Below are 25,234 nucleotides of genomic sequence, written 5' to 3'. Positions count from 1 at the left end.
GATAGACGGGCGCGACTCAAGGTCGCGCAGGTGAATCAGCCGCGGTGTCGAGACTCCACTGCCTTGCGCAGGGTGTCGATCAACGCCTGAATACGGGCGTGCTGCATTTTCATCGAAGCTTTGTTGACGATCAGCCGAGAGCTGATGTCAGCGATGAAATCCTGCGGCTCCAGGCCGTTGGCCCGCAGCGTATTGCCGGTGTCGACGACGTCGATGATCTTGTCGGCCAAGCCAATCAGCGGTGCCAGTTCCATCGAGCCGTAGAGCTTGATGATGTCGACCTGACGGCCCTGCTCGGCGTAGTAACGCTTGGCAACATTGACGAATTTGGTGGCAACGCGCAGACGACCCTTGGGCTCGACGGCGCCGACTTTGCCGGCGGTCATCAGTTTGCACAGGGCGATGCGCAGGTCCAGTGGCTCGTAGAGGCCCTGGCCGCCGTATTCCATCAGCACATCTTTACCGGCGACGCCCAGGTCCGCGGCACCATGCTCGACATAAGTCGGCACATCGGTGGCGCGCACGATCAGCAGACGCACGTCAGGCTGGGTCGTGGGGATGATCAACTTGCGGCTCTTGTCCGGATTCTCGGTCGGCACGATGCCCGCTTCAGCCAGAAGCGGCAGGGTGTCGTCAAGGATGCGGCCCTTGGACAGTGCGATGGTCAACATGGGAAACGTCAGTCCTTATCAAGGTACTCATGCCCGGTCGCAAATGGCGCCGGACACACATCGAGGCGCTTTGAGTATTCAAAAGACGCCTCGATTCAAAACGAATTCAACGGGCGCGTCCCTGCGCCCATGCAGCAGGGACTAGCCCGGTACGCGGCGGATCTTGGCGCCGAGCATCTGCAGTTTTTCTTCGATGCACTCATAGCCACGATCTATGTGGTAGATGCGATCGATCAGGGTGTCGCCTTCAGCGATCAGCGCCGAGATAACCAGGCTGGCCGAAGCACGCAGGTCAGTAGCCATGACTGGCGCGCCTTTGAGCTTCTCGGTGCCGGTGACGATGGCAGTGTTGCCCTCGACCTGGATCTTCGCGCCCATGCGGTGCAGCTCGTACACGTGCATGAAACGGTTTTCGAAGATCGTCTCGATCACCGCACCAGTGCCTTCGGCAATGGCGTTGAGGGAGATGAACTGCGCTTGCATGTCGGTCGGGAACGCCGGGTACGGAGCGGTCCGCACGTTGACGGCTTTCGGCCGCTTGCCGTGCATGTTCAGCTCGATCCAGTCTTCGCCGCAGGTGATTTCGGCACCCGACTCACGGAGTTTTTCCAGAACCGCTTCGAGGATTGTCGGATCGGTGTCCTTGACCTTGACGCGGCCGCCGGTCACGGCAGCAGCCACCAGGTAGGTACCGGTTTCGATCCGGTCCGGCATCACTTTATAAGTGGCCGGGTGCAGACGCTCGACGCCATCGATGGTGATGGTGTCGGTGCCGGCGCCAGTGATCTTGGCGCCCATGGCGATCAGGAAGTTCGCCAGGTCGATGACTTCAGGCTCGCGTGCGGCGTTAGCCAGTACGCTGCGGCCCTTGGCCAGAGCGGCCGCCATCATGATGTTTTCGGTACCGGTCACGCTGACGGTGTCGAAGAAGAAGTGCGCACCGCGCAAACCGCCTTCCGGCGCCTTGGCTTTGATGTAGCCGCCTTCAACGTCGATGATCGCGCCCATGGCTTCGAGGCCACGGATGTGCAGGTCAACCGGACGCGAACCGATGGCGCAACCGCCAGGCAGTGCGACTTCGGCTTCACCGAAACGCGCAACCATCGGGCCCAGTACGAGGATCGAGGCACGCATGGTTTTCACCAGTTCGTACGGCGCGATCAGGGTCTTGATGGTGCGTGGGTCGATTTCGACGCTGAGCTTCTCGTCGATAACCGGCTCGATGCCCATGCGGCCGAACAACTCGATCATGGTGGTGATGTCGTGCAGGTGCGGCAGGTTGGCCACGGTAACCGGGCCATCGCAGAGCAATGTTGCAGCCAGAATCGGCAGGGCAGAGTTCTTTGCCCCGGAAATGCGGATTTCGCCATCAAGACGAACGCCACCGGTAATTATCAATTTATCCATAAGAATCTCGACGCCCTTGGGCTCAGGTGCGCTCGGCCCAGGCCGCGCTGCTGAAAAATTTCATAGTGACCGCATGGATGCTGCCATCGGTGATCCATGGGTTTAAATGGGCATAGATCTGCTGCTGACGCTTCACCGGGCTCAACGCCGCCAGTTCATCGCTAATCACGTTCAGCTGAAAGTTGCAGCCTTCGCCTTCAACTTCTACCTGCACTTGTGAAAGGGTCTCGGACAGCTTTCCTTCAAGAAAGCTCTTCACTTCGGTGGCCTGCATGCTCAACCTCAATCGGCGCCCTGTGCGCGCGGGTCGGACATCATACAAAAAAGCCCCGCGCCTGCGAACCCCGCATTAACAGGACTCTGACGGGGGGCTTCTTTATAGATGCCGTTTAGGGATGCGCCAACAGCTCGGTCAATTCGCTGACCTGAGCGATTTCGCGCATGTCTTCGGGCATTGCGCGAATGCTCAGGGCCTTGCCGGCAGCCTGGGCATCACGCATGAAGCACAGCAGCAGCGACAAACCGACACTGCTGGACTTCACCACTGCCGAACAATCCACCACCACGGCGTTCGCCGAACTGGCCTTGATCAGCGCCTGACCATGCTTGCGCAAGTCAGGCCCGGTGCGGTAATCCAGCACACCGCTGAGCATCAGCTCGCCGGTTTCGCTCATGCGAACGGCCGACTCACTCATTGCGCAGACTTCTGATCGGCGCCTTCAGTGGAGGCTTTGGCTTTGGCGACTTCACCGGCCCAACCATTGATGGTCTTGTCCAGGTCGTTGCCATTGCGCTGCATCGCGTCAGCGAACTGATCGCGGAACAGCTTGCCGATGTTGATGCCGTTGATGATCACGTTGCGCAGTTTCCACTCGCCGTTGATCTTCTCGAGCGTGTACTGCACCGGATACACCGCGCCGTTGTTGCCCTTGACGGTCATGCCCACGCTGGTGCGAGTGCCCGACTCATCCTTGGCAGGATCAACGGTAATGCCCTGGTTGTTGTACTCAAGCAAAGCGTTGCCATAAAACTGGAACAGACCGCGTTTGAAGTTTTCCTGAAACCTCTGCATCTGCTCAGGCGTGGCTTTGCGCGAGTATTTGACCGTCATGATGCTTTTGGAAATACCTTCGGCATCCACAACAGGCCCGACGATGGTGTTCAGCGCCGTGTAAAAGTCCTGTGGATCCTGTTTGTACTTCTCTTTGTTGGCCGAAAGATCGGCCAGCATCCGGTTGGTGGTGTCCTGAATCAGCTCGTGTGCGGAAGGCGCCGCCACGGCGTTAGCCATCAACGGCAGGGCCGCGAGTACTACCAACAGGCCACGTCGCAAGGTAGAGATCATTCAAAAGCTCCTCATTTGGCGTCTTTGCTAACGGTATTGAGCAGGAATTTACCGATCAGGTCTTCGAGCACCAGCGACGACTGGGTGTCATGGATGATGCCGCCATCCTTGAGCAATGCTTCTTCCCCGCCAACGCTGATACCGATGTACTTCTCGCCCAACAGGCCAGCGGTCAGGATAGATGCAGTGGAGTCAGTCGGCAGATTATCTACGCGCTTTTCCAGTTGCATGGTCACCCGGCCGGTGAAACTGTCGCGGTCCAGATCGATCGCTGTGACCTTGCCGATGGTCACACCGGCCATGGTCACTTTTGCTCTGACAGTCAAACCGGCGATATTGTCAAAATATGCATAAAGTTTATACGACTCGGTGTTTGCGCTCGGCGACAGGCCACTGACCCGCAAGGCAAGCAGCAGCAAAGCCAGGATGCCAGCCAGCAAGAAAAGGCCGACACCGATTTCCAGGGTGCGGTTTTGCATCAGAAATCTCCAAACATCAAGGCAGTCAAAATGAAGTCCAGGCCGAGCACTGCCAAAGAGGCATACACCACGGTCTTGGTTGTGGCACGACTGATCCCCTCGGAAGTGGGCTCGCAGTCATAGCCTTGGAATACGGCAATCCAGGTAACGACGAAGGCGAAAACGATACTTTTGATGATGCCGTTAAGCACATCACCACTGAACGTCACGCTGTTCTGCATGTTCGACCAGTAGGAACCTTCAAAGACTCCCAACCAATCGACCGCCACCCACGAACCACCCCAGATCCCGACGACGCTGAAAATCATCGCCAGCACCGGCAGGGAAATGAAGCCGGCCCACAGGCGCGGGGCAATGATGTATTTGAGCGGGTCGACGCCAATCATTTCCAGACTGGACAACTGCTCGGTGGACTTCATGTTGCCGATTTCGGCGGTCAGTGCCGAACCGGCTCGCCCGGCGAACAGCAAGGCAGTCACCACCGGCCCCAGTTCACGCAGCAACGTCAGGGCAACCATCTGCCCGACGGCCTGTTCCGAACCGTAGCTGGAAAGGATATTGAAACCCTGCAGCGCCAACACCATGCCGATGAACACCCCGGAGACCACGATGATCACCAGGGACATCACGCCGATCGAATGCAGTTGTTTGATCAGCAGGCCGAAGCCGCCGCCAATGCCGCCACGGCCGAGCAACGCATGAAACAGAAAAATCGTCGCACGCCCGAACACCCCGACGGCATCGATCGCCGCCCGGCCGAACCGGCGCACTCTTTCCAACAGTGAAATCTTGCGCATCAGCGCTTCCCCAGAAGATCTGCGCGGTAATCCGTCGCTGGAAAGTGATAGGCGACCGGACCATCGGGATCGCCTTTCATGAATTGACGGATACGCGGATCGTCCGAGCTCATCAGTTCGTCAGGCGTGCCCTGCCCCAGCACTTGTTCATCGCCCACGACATAGATGTAGTCGGCGATGCTCGCGGTTTCGGCCAGATCGTGGGACACCACGATGCTGGTGATGCCCAGCGCATCGTTGAGCAGACGGATCAGGCGCACGAGTACGCCCATGGCGATCGGGTCCTGCCCGACAAAGGGCTCGTCGTACATGAGAATCTGCGGATCGAGGGCAATCGCCCGCGCCAGCGCGACTCGCCGCTTCATGCCGCCGGACAGTTCGTCCGGCATCAGGTCGATGGCGCCGCGCAGACCGACGGCCTGCAATTTCAGCAGGACGATGTCGCGGATCATTTCTTCCGGCAGCTCGGTATGCACGCGCAGCGGAAAAGCGACGTTCTCGAACACATCGAGATCGGTAAACAGCGCGCCACTCTGGAACAGGACGCCCATGTGCTTGCGCGCATCGAACAAATCGCTGCGTGACAGTTTCGGCAGATTCTGACCATTGACCCAGACTTCGCCACTGGTAGGCCGCAACTGTGCACCCATCAGCCGTAACAGCGTGGTCTTGCCACACCCGGAAGGTCCCATGATGCCGGTGACCTTGCCGCGCGGGATGCGGATATCAATGTTGTTGAAAATACTGCGCGCACCGCGCTTGAAGGACAGTCCCTTCAGCTCGACCGCGTAGGCGTTATCGGCACTCATCTAAACTCCTTGCGATGCAGCCTCTCACTCGGACGCCTGGCTCTCTGTCGAAAGCACATACCGCCCCGGGCGGGCCGAACTGGCGGCGAACTATATCACTGCAACGCTCAAGCACCCAATCCCCAAGCCAGCCATGTTCGGCGAGGAAAGCGCCAGCGGCGTGCATTTGCGCGGTTTTGCTCACAACTATTTACAAAGCGCGACGAACTAGCGTGAGGGTTTCGATCATTACCGCTATAATCGCCGCCTTTTCATCGGGCTATACGATCTGACATGAGCCAAACCAGCGACCTGATTCAATCGGCACAACGCACCATCCGCCTCGAACTGGAAGCCGTACAAGGCTTGCTGCCCCATATCGACGCTGATTTTGTACGCGCTTGCGAGATGATTCTGGCCAGCAAGGGCCGCGTGGTCGTGCTCGGCATGGGCAAGTCCGGGCACATCGGCAACAAGATTGCCGCGACCCTGGCGAGCACCGGCACCACGGCTTTTTTCGTCCATCCGGCCGAAGCCAGCCATGGCGACATGGGCATGATCACCCGCGACGACATCATCCTGGCGCTTTCGAACTCCGGCTCGACCAATGAAATCGTGACCCTGCTGCCGCTGATCAAGCGCCAGGGCATCAAGCTGATCAGCATGACCGGCAATCCGAATTCGCCGCTGTCCAAGGCTGCCGAGATCAATCTGAACGTGCACGTCGAGCACGAAGCCTGCCCGCTGAACCTGGCGCCGACCTCCTCGACGACCGCCGCACTGGTAATGGGCGACGCATTGGCCGTGGCGCTGCTGGAAGCTCGTGGTTTTACCGCCGAAGATTTTGCCTTTTCGCATCCGGGCGGTGCTCTGGGCCGACGCCTGTTGCTCAAGGTCGAAACCGTGATGCATGCCGGCGCCGAGTTGCCACAGGTGCAACGCGGCACACTGCTCAAGGACGCCTTGATGGAAATGACCCGCAAAGGTCTGGGCATGACTGCAATAGTAGAAGCCGATGGCAAATTGGCGGGGATCTTCACTGACGGCGACTTGCGCCGCACCCTCGACCGCACCATCGACATCCACCACACCACCATCGACGAAGTCATGACTGTTCACGGCAAGACCGCCCGGGCCGACATGCTGGCAGCCGAAGCCCTGAAAATCATGGAAGACCATCGAATCAACGCACTGGTAGTCGTCGACAAGGAAGACCGCCCGGTAGGCGCCTTCAACCTGTCCGACCTGCTGCGTGCAGGAGTAATGTGATGAGCAACGACCTGCTGCAACGCGGCAAGAACATCAAACTGGCGATTTTCGATGTCGACGGCGTCCTCACCGACGGGCGCCTGTACTTCCTCGAAGACGGCAGTGAATTCAAGACGTTCAACACCCTCGACGGCCAAGGCATCAAGATGTTGATGGCAGCCGGCGTGCAGACCGCTATCATCAGCGGTCGCAAGACCCCGGTGGTCGAGCGGCGAGCGAAGAATCTCGGCATCCCGCACCTTTATCAGGGGCGTGAAGACAAACTGGTGGTGCTGGACGAGCTTCTCGGCCAACTCAACCTAAGCTATGAACAAGTTGCCTATCTGGGTGACGACCTGCCAGATTTGCCAGTGATCCGCCGCGTCGGGCTGGGCATGGCAGTGGCCAATGCTGCAAGCTTCGTGCGCGAACACGCTCACGGCATCACCGTGGCCCGTGGCGGCGAAGGTGCCGCCCGCGAATTCTGCGAACTGATCCTGCGCGCCCAGGGTCGCCTCGATGCGGCAAATGGCGCGTACCTGTGAGCCAATTTATGCTGAGCAAAAAGTTTCGCAAATTTCTGGTGTTCGGTTGCATCGCGGCGATTTTTGCGGCGGTCGGCTACTGGAACATCAGCCCGGAACGCTTCCTCGACAAGCCGGTAGTGGCAGTCGACGAAAGCGCGATCGACTATTACGCGATCAACGCCCATACCGTGCAGTTCCTGCCGGACGGCACGTTGCAATACGATCTGACGTCCGACAAGGTCGAGCATTTGAAGGCAACCGATGTGTCGCTGCTGACCAATCCGGACCTGAACATGTACCGCGGCACCGAGTTTCCGTGGCATGTCACCAGTCTTCGTGGCGAAGTGAATGCGGACGGCACTCAGGTCGAACTGATCGACAATGTACGCATCGCTCGCACCGACCAGCAGAACCGCAATCTGATCGTCACCAGCACCCGAATGACAGTGTTCCCGCAGCAGCAATATGCGCAGACCGATCAACCCGTTAGAATCGACGGCGCTGGTGGTGTGTCGACTGGTAACGGAATGAAAGCGTATTTGAAAGAAAGCAGGATACACCTGCAATCTAACGTAAGAGGACAGTATGAGGCTCGTTAAAACCCTCCCTATTTTGCTCAGTCTGGGCGCAGCACTGGGAAGCGTGAGCGCCTGGGCTCTGCCGAATGATCAAGAGCAGCCTATTCGCATTCAGGCCGACGATGCCCAACTGGACGACAAGAATGGCGTTGCCACCTATACCGGCGACGTGATCATCACCCAGGGTTCGATGAAGGTCACCGGCAACAAAGTGACCATCACCCGCACCGCGGCCGGTGAAATCGACCGCGTCAACTCGGTTGGCAACCTGGCTTATTTCGAGCAGTTGCAGACCGCGGGCGACACCAAGCCAGTGCAGGGCTACGGCGTCACCATCGATTACTACGCGCAGGCAAACCGGGTAGTACTGACCGATCGTGCGAAAGTCATCGACAAGGACAACAACGTCACTCAGGGCGAGAAAATCGTCTACGACACGGTGAAAAAACTGGCGAGCGCCGGTCGCGCCAAAGGCACCAAGCTGAGCACTCCTCAGCCGCGCATCGACATGATGATCCAGCCGAAAAAGAAAACTGACGGGCAAAAGGCCAACTGATGGCAACTCTGAAAGCTCAGCATCTGGCCAAGAGCTACAAGAGCCGCCAGGTTGTGCGTGACGTCAGCCTGTCAATCGACAGCGGCCAGATCGTCGGCCTGCTCGGCCCGAACGGTGCCGGCAAGACCACGTGCTTCTACATGATCGTTGGCTTGGTGCAAGCCGATCAGGGTCGCGTACTGATCGACGATCTGGACGTCAGCCACCAGCCAATGCACGGTCGTGCAAAGGCCGGTATCGGCTATCTTCCGCAGGAAGCGTCGATCTTCCGCAAACTGTCAGTCGCCGACAACATCATGGCCATCCTCGAAACCCGCAAGGAGCTCGACAAGGCCGGTCGCCGCAAGGAACTGGAAAGCCTGCTGCAGGAATTCCACATCCATCACATCCGCGACAACCTCGGCATGAGCCTGTCGGGCGGTGAACGCCGCCGAGTGGAAATCGCTCGTGCACTGGCGACCAACCCGAAATTCATCCTGCTCGACGAACCTTTCGCCGGCGTGGACCCGATTTCGGTCGGCGACATCAAGCAGATCATCCATCACCTCAAGGCCAAAGGCATTGGTGTGCTGATCACGGACCACAACGTTCGTGAAACCCTGGATATCTGCGAAACCGCCTACATCGTCAACGATGGTCAACTGATCGCCGAAGGTGACTCCGCTACTATCCTGGCCAACGAACTGGTCAAGGAAGTGTATCTGGGCCACGAGTTCCGCCTGTAAGCGCTAAGGTGTCTGGCGGATCGTCCGGGGCGCTGGTCGCAATAAAAACTCAATCGTTTTTTATTGTTACAGCGCTCTAGGCAAGGACTGCAGTTTCGGGCATATAATTTGCTTAAGTTTGGCGCTCCGGCGCCCTGTAGTGGATGGCGCATGTGCGCCGGCGAATAAGGTGTTTAGCCCCTGCCATGAAACCATCGCTAGTCTTGAGAATGGGCCAGCAGCTGACGATGACACCTCAGCTGCAACAGGCCATCCGCCTGCTCCAATTGTCGACCCTGGACCTGCAACAGGAAATCCAGGAGGCCCTGGAGTCCAATCCGATGCTCGAACGCCAGGAAGAAGGCGACGACTTCGATAACGCCGACCCCTTGGCCGACAAAGCCGAACAACTCCCCAACGCCGATGTTTCGGAACCGTCCTACCAGGAAACCGCGCCAACCGTGGACAACCTTGAGGAAGGCGACTGGAACGAGCGCATTCCCAACGAGCTGCCCGTCGACACGGCGTGGGAAGACGTCTACCAGACCAGCGCCAGCAGCCTGCCGAGCAACGATGACGACGAGTGGGATTTCACTACCCGCACATCGGCCGGCGAAAGCCTGCAAAGCCATTTGCTCTGGCAACTGAATCTGGCGCCGATGTCCGACACCGATCGGCTGATCGCCGTGACCCTGATCGATTGCATCAACAATCAGGGTTACCTCGATGAAACCCTCGATGAAATCCTCGAAGCCTTCGATCCGGAACTGGACATCGAGCTCGACGAGATCGAAGCCGTTCTGCACCGCATCCAGCAATTCGAACCGGCCGGCATCGGCGCTCGCAACCTGAGCGAATGCCTGCTGCTGCAATTGCGCCAACTCCCGGCCAAGACGCCTTGGTTGGCCGAGGCCAAGCGCCTGGTCAGCGATTACATCGACTTGCTCGGCAGCCGCGATTACAGCCAGTTGATGCGCCGCATGAAGCTCAAGGAAGACGAACTGCGCCAAGTCATCGAACTGGTGCAGAGCCTGAATCCGCGTCCGGGCTCGCAGATTGAGTCCAGCGAAGCCGAATACGTGGTTCCAGACGTGATCGTGCGCAAGGACAACGAGCGCTGGTTAGTGGAGCTGAACCAGGAATCGGTACCGCGCCTGCGGGTCAACGCCCAATATGCAGGCTTTGTGCGGCGCGCCGACACCAGCGCCGACAACACCTTCATGCGCAATCAGTTGCAGGAAGCGCGCTGGTTCATCAAGAGCCTGCAAAGCCGCAACGAAACCCTGATGAAAGTTGCCACGCAGATCGTCGAGCATCAGCGCGGTTTTCTGGAATACGGCGACGAAGCAATGAAACCGCTGGTGCTGCACGACATCGCCGAGGCGGTGGGCATGCACGAATCAACGATTTCGCGGGTGACCACGCAGAAGTTCATGCATACCCCACGGGGCATATATGAGCTGAAATACTTTTTCTCCAGCCACGTCAGCACTTCCGAAGGCGGGGAATGCTCGTCCACGGCGATCCGCGCGATCATCAAAAAACTGGTTGCCGCGGAAAATCAGAAAAAGCCGTTGAGTGACAGCAAGATCGCTGGTTTACTGGAGGCACAAGGCATTCAGGTGGCTCGCCGCACCGTCGCCAAGTACCGCGAATCCTTGGGAATCGCGCCTTCGAGCGAACGCAAGCGGTTGATGTAAGCCACGTTACAGCGTTCCAGTGGCAGGCTATCCAGCCTGCCGCTTTATGCACTGGCAACGAAGGAGAAGCTGTATGCAAGTCAACATCAGTGGACACCAACTGGAAGTGACTGACCCTCTGCGCGACTACATCAACGAGAAACTCGGACGATTAGAGAGGCATTTCGACAAGATCACCAACGTGCAAGTCACGATGTGCGTCGAGAAGCTCAAGCAGAAAATCGAAGCCACCCTGCATATTCCCGGCGGAGAAGTAGTTGCTAATGCTGAACATACCGATATGTATGCAGCCATTGACCTGCTGACCGACAAGCTGGATCGCCAACTCAAAAAGCATAAGGAAAAGACCCAAAGCCTCCTCCAGGGCGCCACCGGTCGTTAACACTCCCAACCTATGATCCGACTTGAAAGTATCCTGACCCCCGGCCGTTCCCTCGTGAACGTGCCGGGCGGCAGTAAAAAGAAAGCCCTCGAACAAATTGCCAACCTGATCGCCCGGGAAGTCCCGGATCTGGAGATGCAAGTTGTCTTCGAGGCATTGATTGCCCGTGAAAAACTCGGTTCTACCGGTTTTGGCAACGGCATCGCGATTCCTCATTGCCGCCTCAAGGGCTGCACCTCCCCTATCAGTGCGCTGATGCACCTTGATGCACCCATCGATTTCGACGCCATCGACGGCGCCCCGGTTGACTTGCTGTTTGTATTGCTGGTCCCGCAGGCCGCCACCGATGCGCACCTGGAGCTGCTGCGCCAGATCGCCAGCATGCTCGACCGCAAGGAAGTCCGCGAAAAACTGCGCAGTGCTCCGAGCAACGAAGCCTTGTATCAGGTCGTCCTGGACGAGCAGAACGGTCACTAATCATGCGCTTGATCATTGTCAGTGGCCGCTCCGGCTCAGGTAAAAGTACCGCGCTCAATGTCCTTGAGGACAGCGGCTTCTATTGCATCGACAACCTGCCTGCCGGGTTGCTGCCGGAATTGGCTGAACGCGCGTTGATTCATACCGAACTGGCGCAACCGCTGGTAGCGGTGTCCATCGACGCGCGCAACCTGCCGAGCCATTTGTCGCGATTCCCCGAACTGCTCGAAGAAGTCCGCAGTCGGCATATTCAGTGCGACGTGCTGTATCTGGACGCTGACGAAGAAACCCTGCTCAAGCGCTTCTCCGAAACCCGCCGCCGCCACCCACTGAGCAATGCCAATCGCTCGCTGGCCGAGGCGATAGCTGACGAGACCAAACTGCTTGAGCCGATCGCCGACCTGGCTGATCTGAAACTCAACACCACCAACCTAAACCTGTACCAGCTGCGCGATACGCTGAAGCTTCGTCTGCTCAATCAGCCTGAGCCGGGCACCGCGTTTCTGGTCGAGTCGTTTGGCTTCAAGCGCGGCATGCCGGTCGATGCCGATCTGGTATTCGACGTGCGTTGCCTGCCCAATCCGTACTGGAAACCCGAACTGCGCGCGCAGTCCGGGCTCGATCTGCCGGTGGCCGAGTACCTGGCGGCCCAGCCGGACGTCGAAGAGATGTTCCAGGATATTTACAATTATCTGTTCAAGTGGCTGCCGCGTTTCGCTGCCAGCAACCGCGCTTATGTGACGGTTGCCATCGGCTGCACTGGCGGCCATCACCGCTCCGTCTACCTGACTGAACGTCTGGGTCAGGCTCTGCAACATTCCCTGAAGAACGTCCAGGTCCGCCACCGCGACCTCAGCTAAAGGATTCACATCGCGATGCCTGCTGCGGAAATTGAAATCATCAACAAACTGGGCCTGCACGCCCGCGCTTCTGCGAAATTCGTCGGGGTTGCCGGTGGATTCAAGGATTGCTCGATCAGGGTTGGACGCACACCGGAATCCACGGTCGACGGCAAAAGCATCATGGCGATGATGATGCTCGCGGCCGGCAAAGGCACCAAAATCCACCTGATTACCGAAGGCAAGCAGGAACAGGAAGCGCTGGACGCTTTAAAGGAATTAATCAACAACTACTTTGGCGAAGGCGAGTAACAAGCCACCCCCTCCCTGTAGCAACCTGCGTCCCTGTAGCAGCTGGCGAAGCCTGCGTTCGGCTGCGAAGCAGTCGCAATCCCTGCAAACGCGGTCTACCCGAAACACCGCAAACGCCGAACTGACGCCTGCCGCGCAGCCGAACACACCCTCCGGCAGCCACTACCCGACCGCGCTCCCCACGCTAAGCCAACGCCGTATCCATCACCATCATCAGACAAAACCCGATCAACAATCCCAGACTGGCGAGTTTCTCGTGGCCATGACGTCGCGACTCCGGGATCACTTCGTGCGTCACCACCAGCAACATCGCCCCCGCCGCCAGTGCCAGACCCAACGGCAATAGCAGTTCGGCCAGGCTGACCAGCCACGCGCACAGCAGCGCGAACACCGGTTCGACCAGCCCCGACGCCGCGCCGATCAGGAACGACTTGACCCGCGACATCCCTGCCCCGGCCAACACTAGCGCGATGACCAGACCTTCCGGCACATCCTGCAACGCGATGCCCATCGCCAGGCTGTCAGCATCCGGCATGCCACCCCCGGCGGAAACGCCCACGGCCATGCCTTCGGGAATGTTGTGCGCAATGATCGCGAAGACAAACAGCCAGATGCGCGGCGGGATCACCGGACGCTCCAGCGTGCCGACCAGCAACTGCGGGCTGGCCCCGGAAACCTTGCGGTCCACCAGAAACAACCCCAAAGCGCCGAGCATGATGCCAAAGCTGATCAGGCCGCTGGAGGCCCAAGGCGTCAGCCCCAGGCTTTCGGCCGCAGCAATGCCCGGGACGATCAGCGAAAACGCCGTCGCCGCGAGCATCACCCCGGCACCGAAACCGAGCAAAGTATCGCTGAGCGCCTGAGGCATGCGCCGGATCACCAACACCGGCACCGCGCCCAACGCCGTGCCCAAAGCGCAAAGCGCCCCGCCCTGCAAAGCGCGGAGCAACTTGGGTTCAAGGTTGAGCCATTCCAGGCCCTGGGCAACCAACAGCGTCATACCCGCCAGCAGTAACAGCGATCCCAATGCGTAACGAAACATACGCCCACTTCCGATCGCCAGTGTTTCAGTGCCCATAATCAGCCTTGGATTGTTTTTATAGAAGACTTAAACCAGCGCTGCCTGATAGCGCGCTGCAACTTCGGGCCAATTGATCACGTTGTAGAACGCATTGATGTATTCCGGGCGACGGTTCTGGTAACGCAGGTAATAGGCGTGTTCCCAGACGTCGAGGCCGAGGATCGGCGTGTTGCCATTCATCAACGGGCTGTCCTGATTGCCGCTGCTTTCGACGACCAAAGTCTTTTGCGGGGTAACGCTCAACCACGCCCAGCCACTGCCAAAACGCGTCAGTGCAGCTTTGGTGAACGCTTCCTTGAATGCGTCGAGGCCGCCCAATTGCTCATCAATTGCCTTGGCCAGCGCGCCGTCGGGTTTGCCGCCGGCGTTGGGCGCCATGACTTCCCAGAACAACGAATGGTTGGCATGACCGCCGCCCTGATTGATCACCGCAGCGCGGAGTTTTTCCGGCAGTTGCTGGACGCTGGCGACCAGTTTTTCCACCGACCACTCGGCAAACTCAGTGCCTTCGACAGCGGCGTTGAGGTTGTTGATGTAAGTCTGGTGATGTTTGGTGTAGTGGATTTCCATGGTCTGCGCATCGATATGCGGTTCCAGGGCATCGTAGGCGTAGGGCAAGGCAGGCAAGGTAAAAGCCATGTTCAGTGGACTCCATGGTGATGAGGGACAGGCTGATGCCGGGGCGATGCCGCATCCATGTGCAACAAGCGATGGGTGCGTGGGTATTCGCCGTGTTCACTGATGAAATTCAGCAGTTCGACATAAGTTTTACTGCTCTGACGCAGCGCAGCCTCGCGCAGCGCCGGGGCCAGCCGCACGTCCTGCATGGTCTGCAACAGGCGTTGATGGATCGCGCACAAATACTCGGCGCTCTCCTCCGGCTGGTTCAGGCGTAAATGCAGGTCCGCGAGGTTGTGATGGGAAATCACGCAAGCGGCCACCGCTTCGTCGGCATCCGACCAGCGCTCGAACAACACTTGGGCCAACGCCAATGCCTGCAAGTAAGCCTCGCGGGCATCGACGAACTCGCCTTGCATGAAATGGCGGTTAGCCCTTTCGATCGTGCGTTTCCAGTGCTCCATGGTGAGCCTCCAAAGCGGTAGCGTGAGTTACACGCCGCCTGCGGTGAGCTTCTCTGGATTGAGCAATTCTTCCAGTTGGCTGCGCGACAAGTCGGTGTGTTCCAGGGCGACATCAATCACCGGACGGCCCTGCTGATACGCCTTCTTGGCGATTTCAGCGGCTTTCTGGTAACCGATGATCGGGTTGAGTGCGGTGACCAGAATCGGATTGCGCGACAGCGCTTCCTTGAGTCGGGCCTCGTTGACCTTGAAGCTGGCAATCGCCTTGTCACCCAGCAGGCGACTGGCGTTGGCCAGCAATTCGATGCTGCTGAGCAGGTTCTGGGCGATGATCGGCAGCATCACGTTGAGTTCGAAATTGCCCGATTGCCCGGCGATGGTGATCACCGAATCGTTGCCAATCACCTGCGCCGCGACCATCGCCGTGGCTTCCGGAATCACCGGGTTGACCTTGCCCGGCATAATCGACGAACCCGGCTGCAAGGCTTCGAGTTCGATTTCGCCAAGACCGGCCAACGGTCCGGAGTTCATCCAGCGCAGGTCATTGGCGATTTTCATCAGCGACACGGCGGTCGCCTTGAGCTGACCGGAGAGCGCCACCGCAGTGTCCTGCGAGCCGATCAGCGCAAACAGATCCTTGCCCGGTGTGAACTGCACTTGCGTCAGTTCACTTAACTGCTGGCTGAACCGCGCGGCAAATTCGGGGTGCGCGTTGATCCCGGTGCCTACCGCCGTGCCGCCCTGCGCCAGCGATTGCAGGCTCGGCAACAAATCTTGCAGATGGCCGATATTGGCCTTTAGCTGCTGCGCCCAACCGTTGAGCACCTGGCTCATGCGCACCGGCATGGCGTCCATCAAATGCGTGCGCCCGGTTTTCACGTGGTGGTGAACCTGCACCGCTTTGCGCTCGATCACTTGCACTAGGTGCAGCAGCGCCGGCAGCAATTGCTCATGCAAGGCCAGCGCAGCACTGACGTGGATGGTGGTCGGGATGATGTCGTTGCTGCTTTGCCCGCAGTTGACGTGATCGTTCGGGTTCACCGGCTCGCCCAGCAGTCGGCTGGCCAGCGTGGCGATCACTTCGTTGGCGTTCATGTTGGAACTGGTGCCGGAACCGGTCTGGAAGACATCCACCGGAAAGTGCTGCATGAAATCGCCTTCAAGCAGCCCCTGCGCCGCGTCGACGATGGCTTTGCCCTGAGATTCGCTGATCTGCTTGAGCTCGACGTTGGCCCGCGCCGCCGCAGCTTTCGCCAGGATCAATGCACGAATGAACTGCACCGGCATCGCTTTGCCGCTGATCGGGAAGTTATCCACCGCACGTTGGGTTTGTGCGCCGTAGAGTGCGGCTTCCGGGACCTGAAGCTCGCCCATGCTGTCGCGCTCAATACGTGTCTTGGTCATCAGTAAATCCTTGCAGCAGTTCAATGAGGGGAATCGAAGGCTGCAACTCGCAGGTCGCCAGTTGCCAGGTGTAGCTTTGCCAGCGCTTGAGGCGGCATTTGCACAGCGACAGACGTTCCAACTCACGCAACGGCCGCCAGGCCTGGTCGAGACAATAGGCGCGCCAGTGCCACGGCAGCGCGATGTCGGCGGCGGTGTCGAGGAGTAAACGGAAGGAAGTTTCGGCGATGGTCCATGGCGAGGTTGCCGTGCAACAGGCCAGATACCGGCCTTCGGCCAGGTAATGTTCGATCAGGCGCGGTTCGTCAGGATCCATTGCGCAGCGGATCTGGCGACTCATCCAGCGCCAGCTTTCGAGGTACGGCTGCTCGTGCAAGGCAGAACTCATAATCCGGGCTCACTCGGTAATGAGATTTATTATTAGATGATAATGAGAACCAACACAACCCCGCGATGTTTGTCACCACTCTGTAGGAGCAAAGCTTGCTCGCGATGACAATTTCGAGGACGCCATCGCGAGCAAGCTTTGCTCCTGCAGTTCAGCATGTGAGGCACAAAAAAAAGCGCGCCATCCGTTGGGATGGCGCGCCTTTCTGTGTAACGGTGTGGTTTTAGCTACCCGCGACCGTCATCCGCTCGATCAACACCGAACCGGTGCGGATGTTGCTGCGCAGTTCCAGGTCATTACCGACCGCGACGATCTGCTTGAACATGTCGCGCATGTTGCCGGCAATCGTCACTTCCTGCACTGCGAACTGGATTTCGCCGTTCTCGACCCAGAAACCCGCCGCGCCGCGCGAGTAATCGCCGGTCACCATGTTCAGGCCATGGCCCATCAACTCGGTGACCAGCAAGCCACGGCCCATACGCCGCAGCAGCGCTGCCTGGTCTTCGTCGCCATGGGTGACGAACAGGTTGTGCACGCCACCAGCGTTGGCGGTGCTCGGCATGCCGAGTTTGCGCCCGGAATAGGTGCCGAGAATGTACGAGACCAGCACGCCATTTTCGACAAACGGCTTGGCATAAGTCGCCAGACCATCGCCATCGAACGCCGAGCTGCCCATCGCGCGCATCAAGTGCGGACGCTCATCGAGGGTCAGCCATTCCGGGAACAGCTTCTGCCCGAGCGAGCCTTCGAGAAACGACGACTTGCGGTACAGACTGCCGCCGGACACCGCCGAGAGGAAGCTGCCGAACAAACCACCGGCCAGCTCCGCCGAAAACAGCACCGGCACTTCACAAGTCGGCACCGGACGCGCGCCCAGACGGCTCGCCGCCCGTTGCGCGGCACGTTGGCCGATGCTCACCGGGTCTGCGAGCAAACTGCCCTGACGGCTGACGTCATACCAGTAATCACGCTGCATCTGCCCTTCGGCCTCGGCGATCATCACGCAACTGAGACTGTGGCGAGTCGACGCATATCCGCCGATAAAACCGTGGCTGTTGCCGTAAACGCGGCAGCCCTGATGCGTGCTCAGCGTAGTGCCGTCGGCGTTCTTGATCCGGCTGTCGGTATCGAACGCTGCCGCTTCGCAACTCAGCGCCATCTCGATGGCTTGCTCCGGGGTGATGTCCCATTCGTGGAACAGGTCGAAATCCTGCAGATCCTTGGCCATCAGCGCCGCATCGGCGAGGCCCGACGCCTCGTCTTCCGAGGTGTGCTTGGCGATCGCCAGCGCAGCGGCGACGGTTTCGCGAATCGCCTCCGGGCCACTGGCCGAAGTGCTCGCCGAGCCTTTGCGCTGGCCGACGTACAAGGTAATGCCGAACCCCTGATCGCGATTGAACTCGACGGTTTCGACTTCGCGCTGGCGTACCGACGTGGACAGGCCCTGCTCCAGCGACACCGCGACTTCACAGGCGCTGGCACCCTGACGTTTGGCTTCAGCGATGATCTGCTCGACTTGCTCTTGCAGTGCCGGCAACGCTTGTGGGCCGACGCTTTCAACTGCACTCATGCTGTTCTCCACTCAAATTCTGCTTTCGGCTAGGGCCATCGAGCGACCGGGCCGGACAAGCGGCCCCCGACTGGTTATCATGGCGGCGTTTCTTTGCGGACGGCCACCATGGTTGATTCTTACGACGACTCCCTCGATACGGGAGAAAAAAGCAAATCCCAGGTCAAACGCGAGCTGCATGCTCTGGTTGACCTCGGCGAACGCCTTACAACGCTCAAGCCTGACTTGCTGGCAAAGCTGCCGTTGACCGACGCCATGCGCCGGGCTCTGGCCGATGCGCCCAAGCACACCGCGAATATCGCGCGTAAACGGCACCTCATGTTCATCGGCAAACTGATGCGCGATCAGGACACTGACGCCATTTTGACCTTGCTCGATCAACTCGATGCCTCCACCCGGCAATACAACGAACGATTCCATGGCCTGGAACGCTGGCGCGATCGCTTGATCGCAGGCGATGACGCGGTCCTGGAGAAATTCGTTGTCGATTACCCGGAAGCTGATCGTCAACAGTTGCGCTCCCTGATCCGTCAGGCCCAGCACGAACTAGCGACCAACAAGCCGCCGGCATCGAGCCGTAAAATCTTCAAGTACATCCGTGAGCTGGACGAGACTCAACGCGGTCTGCGTTAAGTCCCGAATCGGGTGAGTCGCCACGCGGCTCACCCGAAGCTCCATCCATCAGGATCCTGTGCCACCCACAGTGATCGCATCGATTTTCAGCGTTGGCTGGCCGACACCCACCGGCACCGACTGCCCATCTTTCCCGCAAGTCCCGACGCCGCTGTCCAGCGACAAGTCGTTACCGACCATCGACACCTTGCTCATCGCCTCCGGGCCGTTGCCGATCAACGTCGCGCCTTTGACCGGAGCGGTGATTTTGCCGTCCTCGATCAAATACGCCTCGCTGGTGGAGAACACGAACTTGCCGCTGGTGATATCCACCTGACCACCGCCGAGGTTGGCGCAGTAGATACCGCGTTTCACCGAAGCAATGATTTCTGCCGGATCGCTTTCGCCGGCCAGCATGTACGTGTTGGTCATGCGCGGCATTGGCAGGTGCGCGTAGGATTCACGACGACCGTTGCCGGTGCGCGCCACGCCCATCAATCGGGCGTTGAGCTTGTCTTGCATGTAACCCTTGAGTACGCCGTTTTCGATCAGCGTGGTGCACTCGGTCGGGGTGCCTTCGTCATCGACGCTCAACGAGCCGCGACGCCCGGCCAGCGTGCCGTCATCGACGATGGTGCAGAGTTTCGACGCAACCATCTCACCCATGCGCCCGCTGTAAGCCGAGCTGCCCTTGCGGTTGAAATCGCCTTCCAGACCGTGGCCGACCGCTTCGTGCAACAGCACGCCGGACCAGCCCGAACCGAGTACCACCGGCAACGTGCCGGCCGGCGCCGGAATCGCTTCCAGATTGACCAGCGCCTGGCGCAAGGCTTCACGGGCATAACCCATGGCGCGGTCTTCGGCGAGGAAATAACGGTAATCGGTACGACCGCCGCCGCCATGCCCACCGCGCTCGCGGCGGCCATTCTGCTCGACGATCACGCTGACGTTGAAGCGCACCAGTGGCCGCACATCCGCCGCCAGGCTGCCGTCGGTGGACGCAACGAGAATGCGTTCCCAGACCCCGGCCATGCTCACGGTGACTTGCTGAATACGCGGGTCGAGGGCGCGCGTAGCGATGTCGATGCGCTTGAGCAGGTCGACTTTCTCGGCGCGGGTCAGCACTTCAAGCGGGTTGTCCGGCCCATACAACTGGGCGACATCCTGCGTGGTAAACGCTTGCACGGTGCCGTTCTGCCCGGCGCGGGAGATTGAGCGCGCGGCACGGGCCGCAGCGCCCAACGCTTCGAGGGTGATCGCGTTGCTGTAGGCGAAACCGGTTTTTTCACCCGATTGCGCGCGCACGCCGACGCCCTGGTCGAGGTTGAAGCTGCCTTCCTTGACGATGCCGTCTTCCAGCGCCCAGGACTCGGAAATCTGCCCCTGGAAATACAGATCGGCGGCATCAATGCCTGGCCCGGCCAGATCACCGAGCACACTTTGCAGGCTCTCGATGGTCACGCCGCCGGGCGCTAACAGGTGGTCACTGACTGAGGACAACAACTCGCTCATATGCTTTACGCCTTAAATTCATCGTTCTGAGGCAGGTCGCTGAGCGCCCTGCGAGAAAAAGCGCCGGTGACTGGAAACCGGCATCCGCGCCCGGATGGACGCCTGTTCGCTGCTATCGCGTTCGGCCAGCAGCACGGCCTCGCCTTGATCCTGTTGCGCCAATACGCGACCCCACGGGTCAACAATGGCGGCATGTCCGTAAGTCTCTCGCGGCCCCGGATGGACGCCACCCTGGGCGGCCGCGAGCATATAACACTGGGTTTCGATGGCGCGGGCACGGATCAGCACGTCCCAATGCGCCGCGCCGGTCACGGCGGTAAACGCCGACGGCGCGGTGATCAGCTCGGCCCCGGCGGCGCGCAATTCGCTGTACAGCTCCGGGAAACGCAAGTCATAACACACGCTCAGGCCCACACGACCGACGGGCGTGTCCGCAACCACCACGCCACTGCCATAAGCATAGTCATCGGATTCACGATAACGCCCGCGATTGTCCGCCACATCGACGTCGAACAGGTGCAGCTTGTCATATCGAGCAACGGTTTCGCCGTGATCATCCACCAGCAGCGAGCAGGCATGCACTTTGGCCAGCGGTGCATCGACCGGCGGCAACGGCAACGTGCCGGCGACTATCCATAACTTGAGGGCGCGCGCGGTGTCTTTCAACCATGGCAGGATCGGGCCTTCGCCCATGGCCTCGGCGCGACCGATGTCAGCAATGTCGCGACGGCCCATGGCGGCGAAGTTTTCTGGCAGCACCGCCAGCCGTGCGCCGCCGTTCGCGGCGTGTTCGAGCAGGCGCCGGGCCTGCGCAAGATTGGCCAGCACATCGCTCTGGCTGACCATTTGAATCACCGCAACAGACATGGCGCCTCCCATTCCAAAACATCACAGAACCCGTAGGGGCAGCGCCATGCTACTCCATCAAACCCGGGGGAAAATTCTCAAAAAGGCTTCTCGAAGGTGATTTTCGGTTCTTTCCACGGGCCTTTGACGGTGTATTTGACGCTGGCGAAACGGGCCACGCGGTCGCCGATCAGCTTGTCGATCAGGAAAAGCGCGCCGCCAATGGCCGGGGCGCCGACGATCAGCGCGGCAATCGGCAGGTTATTGGTCACCGGCAAGGTCACCAGCAACTTGGCATCGACCTTGTCTTCAACCAGATTCAACGTGCCATTGAGTTCGATATTGCTCGACGGACCGGTCATCAGGATCGGCTCGCGCGTCACATAGACGCCGTTGCTCGCCACCAGCAGGCCTTTGACCCGGTCGTAGCTCAAGCCTTTGCCGAACAGATCGGAGAAGTCCAGGCGCAAACGGCGGCCAATCGAATTGAAGTTGAGCAGGCCGAACACGCGCAATGCCTGAGCGCTGCCCTCGACTTCGACGAACTGTCCTTTATTCAGCGAGGCGTCGAGGCTGCCGGAGAAGCGCTTGGTCGCGACCCACGCCGGCGAGCCGGGCCAGCGGCCATCGACGTCCATATGAAATTCTTCACTGGTCACGCTCGGCGCAAAACCCCAGCCCTTCAATACATCGGCGAGGTTCTTGCCGCTGATCCGCCCCTTGTACCAACTATTGGTCGCGCCCGGCGTGCCTTCCCAGCCGCCGCTGCCTTGCAACAGAATGCCTTTGAGGCCCATGTCCAGCGTGTTGAGGGCGATGCCTTTGGCGGTCGGGCGCACTTTCAGCGACCACGCGCCGACCAGGTCATTGCCCTGGAACAGTTGATTGATGGTGATATCCAGCGCTGGAATCTTCGTCGGGTCGACGTCCGCCAGCGGGTCCGGCGAGTTTTCGTCGGCCAGCGCAGTCGGGTCGGGAGCGGGCAACTTCACGTATTGCAGATTGATCGCAATCGGCGCGGCTTTCGCGTCGGGGATCGTCGCGCTGCCCTTCACCTGTTGGCTGTCGAGCTGCAACGCCCACATCGCCGGTTTGCGGTTCAGTTGTACCGAGGCCTGATTCAGCGTGGTGCCGATGCCGCTGAGCTTGCCGACCTTGAAATCCGCGCCGCTGAGCAACTGCTTGGCGCTGCCACCCGGATCCTGGCCGGCGTATTTATCCGCCAAGGCCTTCCACGGCCCGACGTCCAATTCGGACAACACGCCGCTGACGCGCAAGCCTTTGCTGGAGGGCAGCACGGCATTGCCGGCACCGAGGAACAACTCACCACGACCGTCGGCAAAATTGCCCGGCGGCGAAGCGAAAGTGAAATTCGCCAGATCGCCGTAGGTCACCCAATAACGCCGCTCCGGCCCTTGCAGGGTCATGCGGAATACTGTGTCGCGCCCGACATCGGCGGCCATGCCGAACGGCGCCGGCAAATCCACCGCGACGCCTTGCAGGTTAGAGCTGACGATCAACTGGCTGTCGGCGCCATTCAGGTTCAATTGCAGCTGATAGGGAATGGTGCCGGAGACTGGCAACGGCTGAGTCACGGCGAGCCAGTCAGTGAGCTTTTTGACCTCGACCTGACCGGAAGCGGCGACTCGCGTATCGAGTTTGCCCGGGCTGCCATCGGCGAAAATCTGCGCGGTCACCGGTTTGTCGAAAGCACGTGCGCTGATGTTCTGCCCGCTCAAACCCTTGTTGCTGTCGAACCGGAAATCGCCCTTGAGCTGCGTCAGTTCCAGCGCCGGCTCAGCCAGTTTCAGCCGGGCCTTGGCGGTTTTGAAGTCGACCAGAATATTCGGTTGATCGCCTTTGGCCAGCGGAATATCCAGCTTCAGTTTGCCTTGCAGATCGCCCTCACCTTCCCAACCGGCGAAGGTCTCGGCGGTGCCAATCGGCGCTTGCTGGAGGATTTTCAAACCATCGCCCAAACCGCCGGCGAATGCGCCGTCGAGGAACATGTGCACGTTTTGCCCGGCCGGCGCGTGGGGGATGTTGACGTAAACATCGCGCACCTGGGTGTCGAGCAACTGGCCCTTGCTGGCCAGAATGCGCACGCCGCTGTCTTCGATGAACACGTCGCCACTGACTTTGCTGACGTGCGGCCAGCCTGGCTGGAAGGCCAGTTCGGCGTCGTGGACCTTGAAAAACAGGCTGATGCTGCGCGCGGTATCCGCCGCCCCGTGGTTCAGCGAGCCTTGGTACTGGAAGAAACCTTCATCCACCGCGCCTTTGAGAATCGCCGTGCGCAGCCATTCATCAAGCGCCGGGCTGAGCACCGTGGGCAGGTACTTGGCGGTGTATTTGCCGTCGCCCTCGACCAGACCGACGCGCAGGTCCATGTAGTCTTCCTGAGTGTGGTCGGAGTGCAGGCGAATCAGGAAATCGCCAGCAATCTTGCCCTCTTCGCCGAGCACCTTGAGGTACGGCGCGACGAGGGTGAAACCTTCTTTATCGAGCTTCCAGGTCAGCCGCGCATTGGCCTGAATGTATTGCCATGGCTTGGCGAAAATCGGGTCCAGGTGCAGGACGAAGTCTTTGCTGTCCATGCGCAGCTCGCCGTGACCGAGGTCGCCGCTGATGCTGCCGCTGACATTTCGCGCCGCCGGAGCACCGTGGTAGGCGTCGAAGCCGACCCGCTCCAGATTCGCGGCGAAACTGAATTTGCTGTCGTCGGTGGCGTAGGGACGCATATCCAGCAGCACATTGCGCAACGCGCCGGTCACTTTGAGTTTTTCGACGGCGGTGGCCACGCCTTGCGGCAGCGGGCCCAGCGCGTTGATCAACGGCGTCAGCGGGGTCAAATCGAGGCGATCCGCTTGCAGGTGCCAAAGCTCCTGCTCTGTACCGCTGGCGACGCTTTGTTTGATTTGCAGATGAGTTTCCCAGCGCGTGTCGCCGAGGTTCATCGACAGCGAATCGAGGGTCAGCAACGCGCCCTCGCTGCTGCGCTGGAAATAAGCGTTGAGCGCCAGATTGTTGATCTGGATCGGCTTGCGTTCGGCGTAGGCGCCCTTGAGTTGCGGGGCGTTCAGACGAATCGCCGCGCTTTGCACGGTGCCCTCGCCCCAGTTCAGCCACACCTCACCGCCCGCCTTCAGTTCGGAGAAATTCCACTGCTGGGTCAGGCGCTCGGGCAACCATTTCGACCAGTCGCTTTGCGGCAGGCTGACATAGGCATCAGCCTTGCCGTCCTTCCACGCGTTGGCGCGCACGCGGGTGCGCAGGCTCATGGCGACCGGTTGACCATCGGGCAGGGTCAGGCGCGCATCGAGACGTTGCCGCGACGCGCCGGTTTTCAGGTTCAGGCCGACATAGGTGAACGTCAGCGGCGGATGGTCGAGCGGTTGCAGCGTGACCTGGCTGTCGAGCACCGACAGCTGTTCGACCATTTGCATGCGCTTGAGCAGTTGCTCCGGGTCGAGCGGCTGATCGTCTTTTATCGGCAGACCTTCCAGTGCCCATTTGCCGTCCGCGCCTTCCTTGAGGCTGATCTTCAGGCCATTCAGCTCAAGGTGCGCAATGCGAACTTCGCGGGCCAACAGGCTGGCCCAGAGATTGGGCACCACGCGCACATTGTCCAGCCGCAAGGCATTGGTGCCGGCGCCAACGGTGACGTCATGCGCGAGCAGAATCGGCGCAAAGCCGCTCCAGTTTCCTTCGAGCGCACCGATTTGCAGGGGCATGCCCAGCGCTTCGGTGGCTTTGGTTTCGATGGCCGCGCGGTATTCAGCCACCAGCGGCGTCAGTTCGCGGCCGAGGCTGACATACAACGCCAGCAGCACCAGAACCAACGCGCACAGGCCCAGCCCCCTGCGGGTCAGTGCAGCCAAAATGCGTGTCAGACGGTCCATGTCAGTTGGCTCCCATGGCAAAAGTTC

At 59.9% G+C, this 25,234-nt stretch carries 28 protein-coding genes; 11 read left to right on the top strand and 17 right to left on the bottom strand.

Features of this window, described 5'->3' with window-relative positions; genetic code table 11:
• Window positions 1–35 precede the first annotated feature (35 nt).
• The 8 genes from hisG to FBY12_RS07910 all read right to left on the bottom strand — a co-directional run bounded on the left by hisG (window position 36) and on the right by FBY12_RS07910 (window position 5,508).
• The gene (gene hisG / locus FBY12_RS07945) at window positions 36–671 is read right to left on the bottom strand and encodes an ATP phosphoribosyltransferase (protein WP_121757288.1); all 636 of its coding nucleotides are present in this window, start codon (window positions 669–671) and stop codon (window positions 36–38) included.
• A gap of 141 nt (window positions 672–812) precedes the next feature.
• Window positions 813–2,078, bottom strand: a complete 1,266-nt coding sequence (gene murA, locus FBY12_RS07940; protein WP_092273236.1) for a UDP-N-acetylglucosamine 1-carboxyvinyltransferase — start codon at window positions 2,076–2,078, stop codon at window positions 813–815.
• A gap of 22 nt (window positions 2,079–2,100) precedes the next feature.
• Entirely contained in the window at window positions 2,101–2,352 is a 252-nt protein-coding gene (locus FBY12_RS07935; protein WP_092273239.1) for a BolA family protein, read from the bottom strand.
• A gap of 115 nt (window positions 2,353–2,467) precedes the next feature.
• Complete coding sequence (locus tag FBY12_RS07930) at window positions 2,468–2,773, bottom strand: lipid asymmetry maintenance protein MlaB (protein ID WP_121733571.1); 306 nt, start codon at window positions 2,771–2,773, stop codon at window positions 2,468–2,470.
• Window positions 2,770–3,423 (bottom strand): phospholipid-binding protein MlaC, encoded by a 654-nt coding sequence (locus tag FBY12_RS07925; protein ID WP_121733572.1) that lies wholly within the window; start codon window positions 3,421–3,423, stop codon window positions 2,770–2,772. The genes FBY12_RS07930 and FBY12_RS07925 overlap by 4 nt, the downstream gene beginning before the upstream one ends.
• Before the next feature lie 11 nt (window positions 3,424–3,434).
• Window positions 3,435–3,902: an outer membrane lipid asymmetry maintenance protein MlaD gene (gene mlaD, locus FBY12_RS07920; protein ID WP_092273248.1), complete on the bottom strand. Its 468-nt coding sequence runs from the start codon at window positions 3,900–3,902 to the stop codon at window positions 3,435–3,437.
• Window positions 3,902–4,699 carry a lipid asymmetry maintenance ABC transporter permease subunit MlaE gene (mlaE, locus tag FBY12_RS07915; RefSeq protein ID WP_092273250.1) on the bottom strand — a complete coding sequence of 266 codons (798 nt, stop codon included), beginning with the start codon at window positions 4,697–4,699 and terminating at the stop codon, window positions 3,902–3,904. Before mlaE ends, mlaD begins: the two co-directional genes overlap by 1 nt.
• Window positions 4,699–5,508, bottom strand: coding sequence for an ATP-binding cassette domain-containing protein (locus FBY12_RS07910; protein ID WP_145252533.1), 810 nt, complete (start codon window positions 5,506–5,508; stop codon window positions 4,699–4,701). Before FBY12_RS07910 ends, mlaE begins: the two co-directional genes overlap by 1 nt.
• Window positions 5,509–5,781: 273 nt before the next feature.
• Between FBY12_RS07910 and FBY12_RS07905 the strand changes: the two genes are divergently transcribed.
• The 10 genes from FBY12_RS07905 to FBY12_RS07860 all read left to right on the top strand — a co-directional run bounded on the left by FBY12_RS07905 (window position 5,782) and on the right by FBY12_RS07860 (window position 12,810).
• Complete coding sequence (locus FBY12_RS07905; RefSeq protein WP_145252532.1) at window positions 5,782–6,756, top strand: KpsF/GutQ family sugar-phosphate isomerase; 975 nt, start codon at window positions 5,782–5,784, stop codon at window positions 6,754–6,756.
• On the top strand, window positions 6,756–7,280 hold the full coding sequence (locus FBY12_RS07900; RefSeq protein WP_092273260.1) for an HAD family hydrolase: 525 nt from the start codon (window positions 6,756–6,758) through the stop codon (window positions 7,278–7,280). Before FBY12_RS07905 ends, FBY12_RS07900 begins: the two co-directional genes overlap by 1 nt.
• 8 nt (window positions 7,281–7,288) lie before the next feature.
• Window positions 7,289–7,861, top strand: a complete 573-nt coding sequence (gene lptC, locus FBY12_RS07895; protein ID WP_121733625.1) for an LPS export ABC transporter periplasmic protein LptC — start codon at window positions 7,289–7,291, stop codon at window positions 7,859–7,861.
• Window positions 7,848–8,396 carry a lipopolysaccharide transport periplasmic protein LptA gene (gene lptA / locus FBY12_RS07890; RefSeq protein ID WP_121733575.1) on the top strand — a complete coding sequence of 183 codons (549 nt, stop codon included), beginning with the start codon at window positions 7,848–7,850 and terminating at the stop codon, window positions 8,394–8,396. Before lptC ends, lptA begins: the two co-directional genes overlap by 14 nt.
• Window positions 8,396–9,121, top strand: a complete 726-nt coding sequence (gene lptB, locus FBY12_RS07885; protein WP_007901537.1) for an LPS export ABC transporter ATP-binding protein — start codon at window positions 8,396–8,398, stop codon at window positions 9,119–9,121. The genes lptA and lptB overlap by 1 nt, the downstream gene beginning before the upstream one ends.
• A 185-nt stretch (window positions 9,122–9,306) precedes the next feature.
• Window positions 9,307–10,800: an RNA polymerase factor sigma-54 gene (locus FBY12_RS07880; protein ID WP_092273267.1), complete on the top strand. Its 1,494-nt coding sequence runs from the start codon at window positions 9,307–9,309 to the stop codon at window positions 10,798–10,800.
• A gap of 73 nt (window positions 10,801–10,873) precedes the next feature.
• Window positions 10,874–11,182 (top strand): ribosome hibernation-promoting factor, HPF/YfiA family, encoded by a 309-nt coding sequence (gene hpf, locus FBY12_RS07875; protein WP_121733576.1) that lies wholly within the window; start codon window positions 10,874–10,876, stop codon window positions 11,180–11,182.
• A 12-nt stretch (window positions 11,183–11,194) separates the two neighbouring features.
• Complete coding sequence (ptsN, locus tag FBY12_RS07870; protein ID WP_092273273.1) at window positions 11,195–11,659, top strand: PTS IIA-like nitrogen regulatory protein PtsN; 465 nt, start codon at window positions 11,195–11,197, stop codon at window positions 11,657–11,659.
• Between the two features lie 2 nt (window positions 11,660–11,661).
• Window positions 11,662–12,519 (top strand): RNase adapter RapZ, encoded by an 858-nt coding sequence (rapZ, locus tag FBY12_RS07865; protein ID WP_145252531.1) that lies wholly within the window; start codon window positions 11,662–11,664, stop codon window positions 12,517–12,519.
• Window positions 12,520–12,534: 15 nt separating this feature from the next.
• Complete coding sequence (locus FBY12_RS07860; protein ID WP_145252530.1) at window positions 12,535–12,810, top strand: HPr family phosphocarrier protein; 276 nt, start codon at window positions 12,535–12,537, stop codon at window positions 12,808–12,810.
• A gap of 184 nt (window positions 12,811–12,994) precedes the next feature.
• Here the strand turns inward: FBY12_RS07860 and FBY12_RS07855 are convergent, their stop codons facing one another.
• The 6 genes from FBY12_RS07855 to pmbA form a co-directional block, all read right to left on the bottom strand.
• The gene (locus tag FBY12_RS07855; protein WP_101209659.1) at window positions 12,995–13,888 is read right to left on the bottom strand and encodes a ZIP family metal transporter; all 894 of its coding nucleotides are present in this window, start codon (window positions 13,886–13,888) and stop codon (window positions 12,995–12,997) included.
• 30 nt (window positions 13,889–13,918) lie between these two features.
• Window positions 13,919–14,530: a superoxide dismutase gene (locus tag FBY12_RS07850; protein WP_121733578.1), complete on the bottom strand. Its 612-nt coding sequence runs from the start codon at window positions 14,528–14,530 to the stop codon at window positions 13,919–13,921.
• A 2-nt stretch (window positions 14,531–14,532) separates the two neighbouring features.
• Window positions 14,533–14,973, bottom strand: a complete 441-nt coding sequence (locus FBY12_RS07845) for a hypothetical protein (RefSeq protein WP_145252529.1) — start codon at window positions 14,971–14,973, stop codon at window positions 14,533–14,535.
• Between the two features lie 27 nt (window positions 14,974–15,000).
• Window positions 15,001–16,377, bottom strand: a complete 1,377-nt coding sequence (locus FBY12_RS07840; RefSeq protein ID WP_145252528.1) for an aspartate ammonia-lyase — start codon at window positions 16,375–16,377, stop codon at window positions 15,001–15,003.
• Window positions 16,358–16,765: a FagA protein gene (locus FBY12_RS07835; protein WP_145252527.1), complete on the bottom strand. Its 408-nt coding sequence runs from the start codon at window positions 16,763–16,765 to the stop codon at window positions 16,358–16,360. The genes FBY12_RS07840 and FBY12_RS07835 overlap by 20 nt, the downstream gene beginning before the upstream one ends.
• A gap of 223 nt (window positions 16,766–16,988) precedes the next feature.
• Window positions 16,989–18,335, bottom strand: a complete 1,347-nt coding sequence (gene pmbA / locus FBY12_RS07830; protein ID WP_092273296.1) for a metalloprotease PmbA — start codon at window positions 18,333–18,335, stop codon at window positions 16,989–16,991.
• A gap of 108 nt (window positions 18,336–18,443) precedes the next feature.
• On the opposite strand from pmbA, the gene yjgA reads away from it, so the two are divergent.
• A complete protein-coding gene (gene yjgA, locus FBY12_RS07825; protein ID WP_033058015.1) occupies window positions 18,444–18,968 on the top strand; it encodes a ribosome biogenesis factor YjgA in 525 nt (174 codons plus the stop codon).
• Window positions 18,969–19,016: 48 nt separating this feature from the next.
• On the opposite strand, the gene tldD is transcribed toward yjgA, so the two are convergent.
• The 3 genes from tldD to FBY12_RS07810 form a co-directional block, all read right to left on the bottom strand.
• Window positions 19,017–20,459, bottom strand: a complete 1,443-nt coding sequence (gene tldD, locus FBY12_RS07820; protein WP_092273302.1) for a metalloprotease TldD — start codon at window positions 20,457–20,459, stop codon at window positions 19,017–19,019.
• Window positions 20,460–20,477: 18 nt separating this feature from the next.
• On the bottom strand, window positions 20,478–21,326 hold the full coding sequence (locus FBY12_RS07815) for a carbon-nitrogen hydrolase family protein (protein ID WP_145252526.1): 849 nt from the start codon (window positions 21,324–21,326) through the stop codon (window positions 20,478–20,480).
• Between the two features lie 77 nt (window positions 21,327–21,403).
• The gene (locus FBY12_RS07810) at window positions 21,404–25,207 is read right to left on the bottom strand and encodes a YhdP family protein (protein WP_145252525.1); all 3,804 of its coding nucleotides are present in this window, start codon (window positions 25,205–25,207) and stop codon (window positions 21,404–21,406) included.
• Between the last annotated feature and the right edge of the window lie 27 nt (window positions 25,208–25,234).

It is taken from the genome of Pseudomonas sp. SJZ131 (assembly GCF_007828705.1).
Taxonomy (GTDB): Bacteria; Pseudomonadota; Gammaproteobacteria; order Pseudomonadales; family Pseudomonadaceae; genus Aquipseudomonas; species Aquipseudomonas prosekii.
This window is presented reverse-complemented; position numbering and strand designations above follow the sequence as displayed.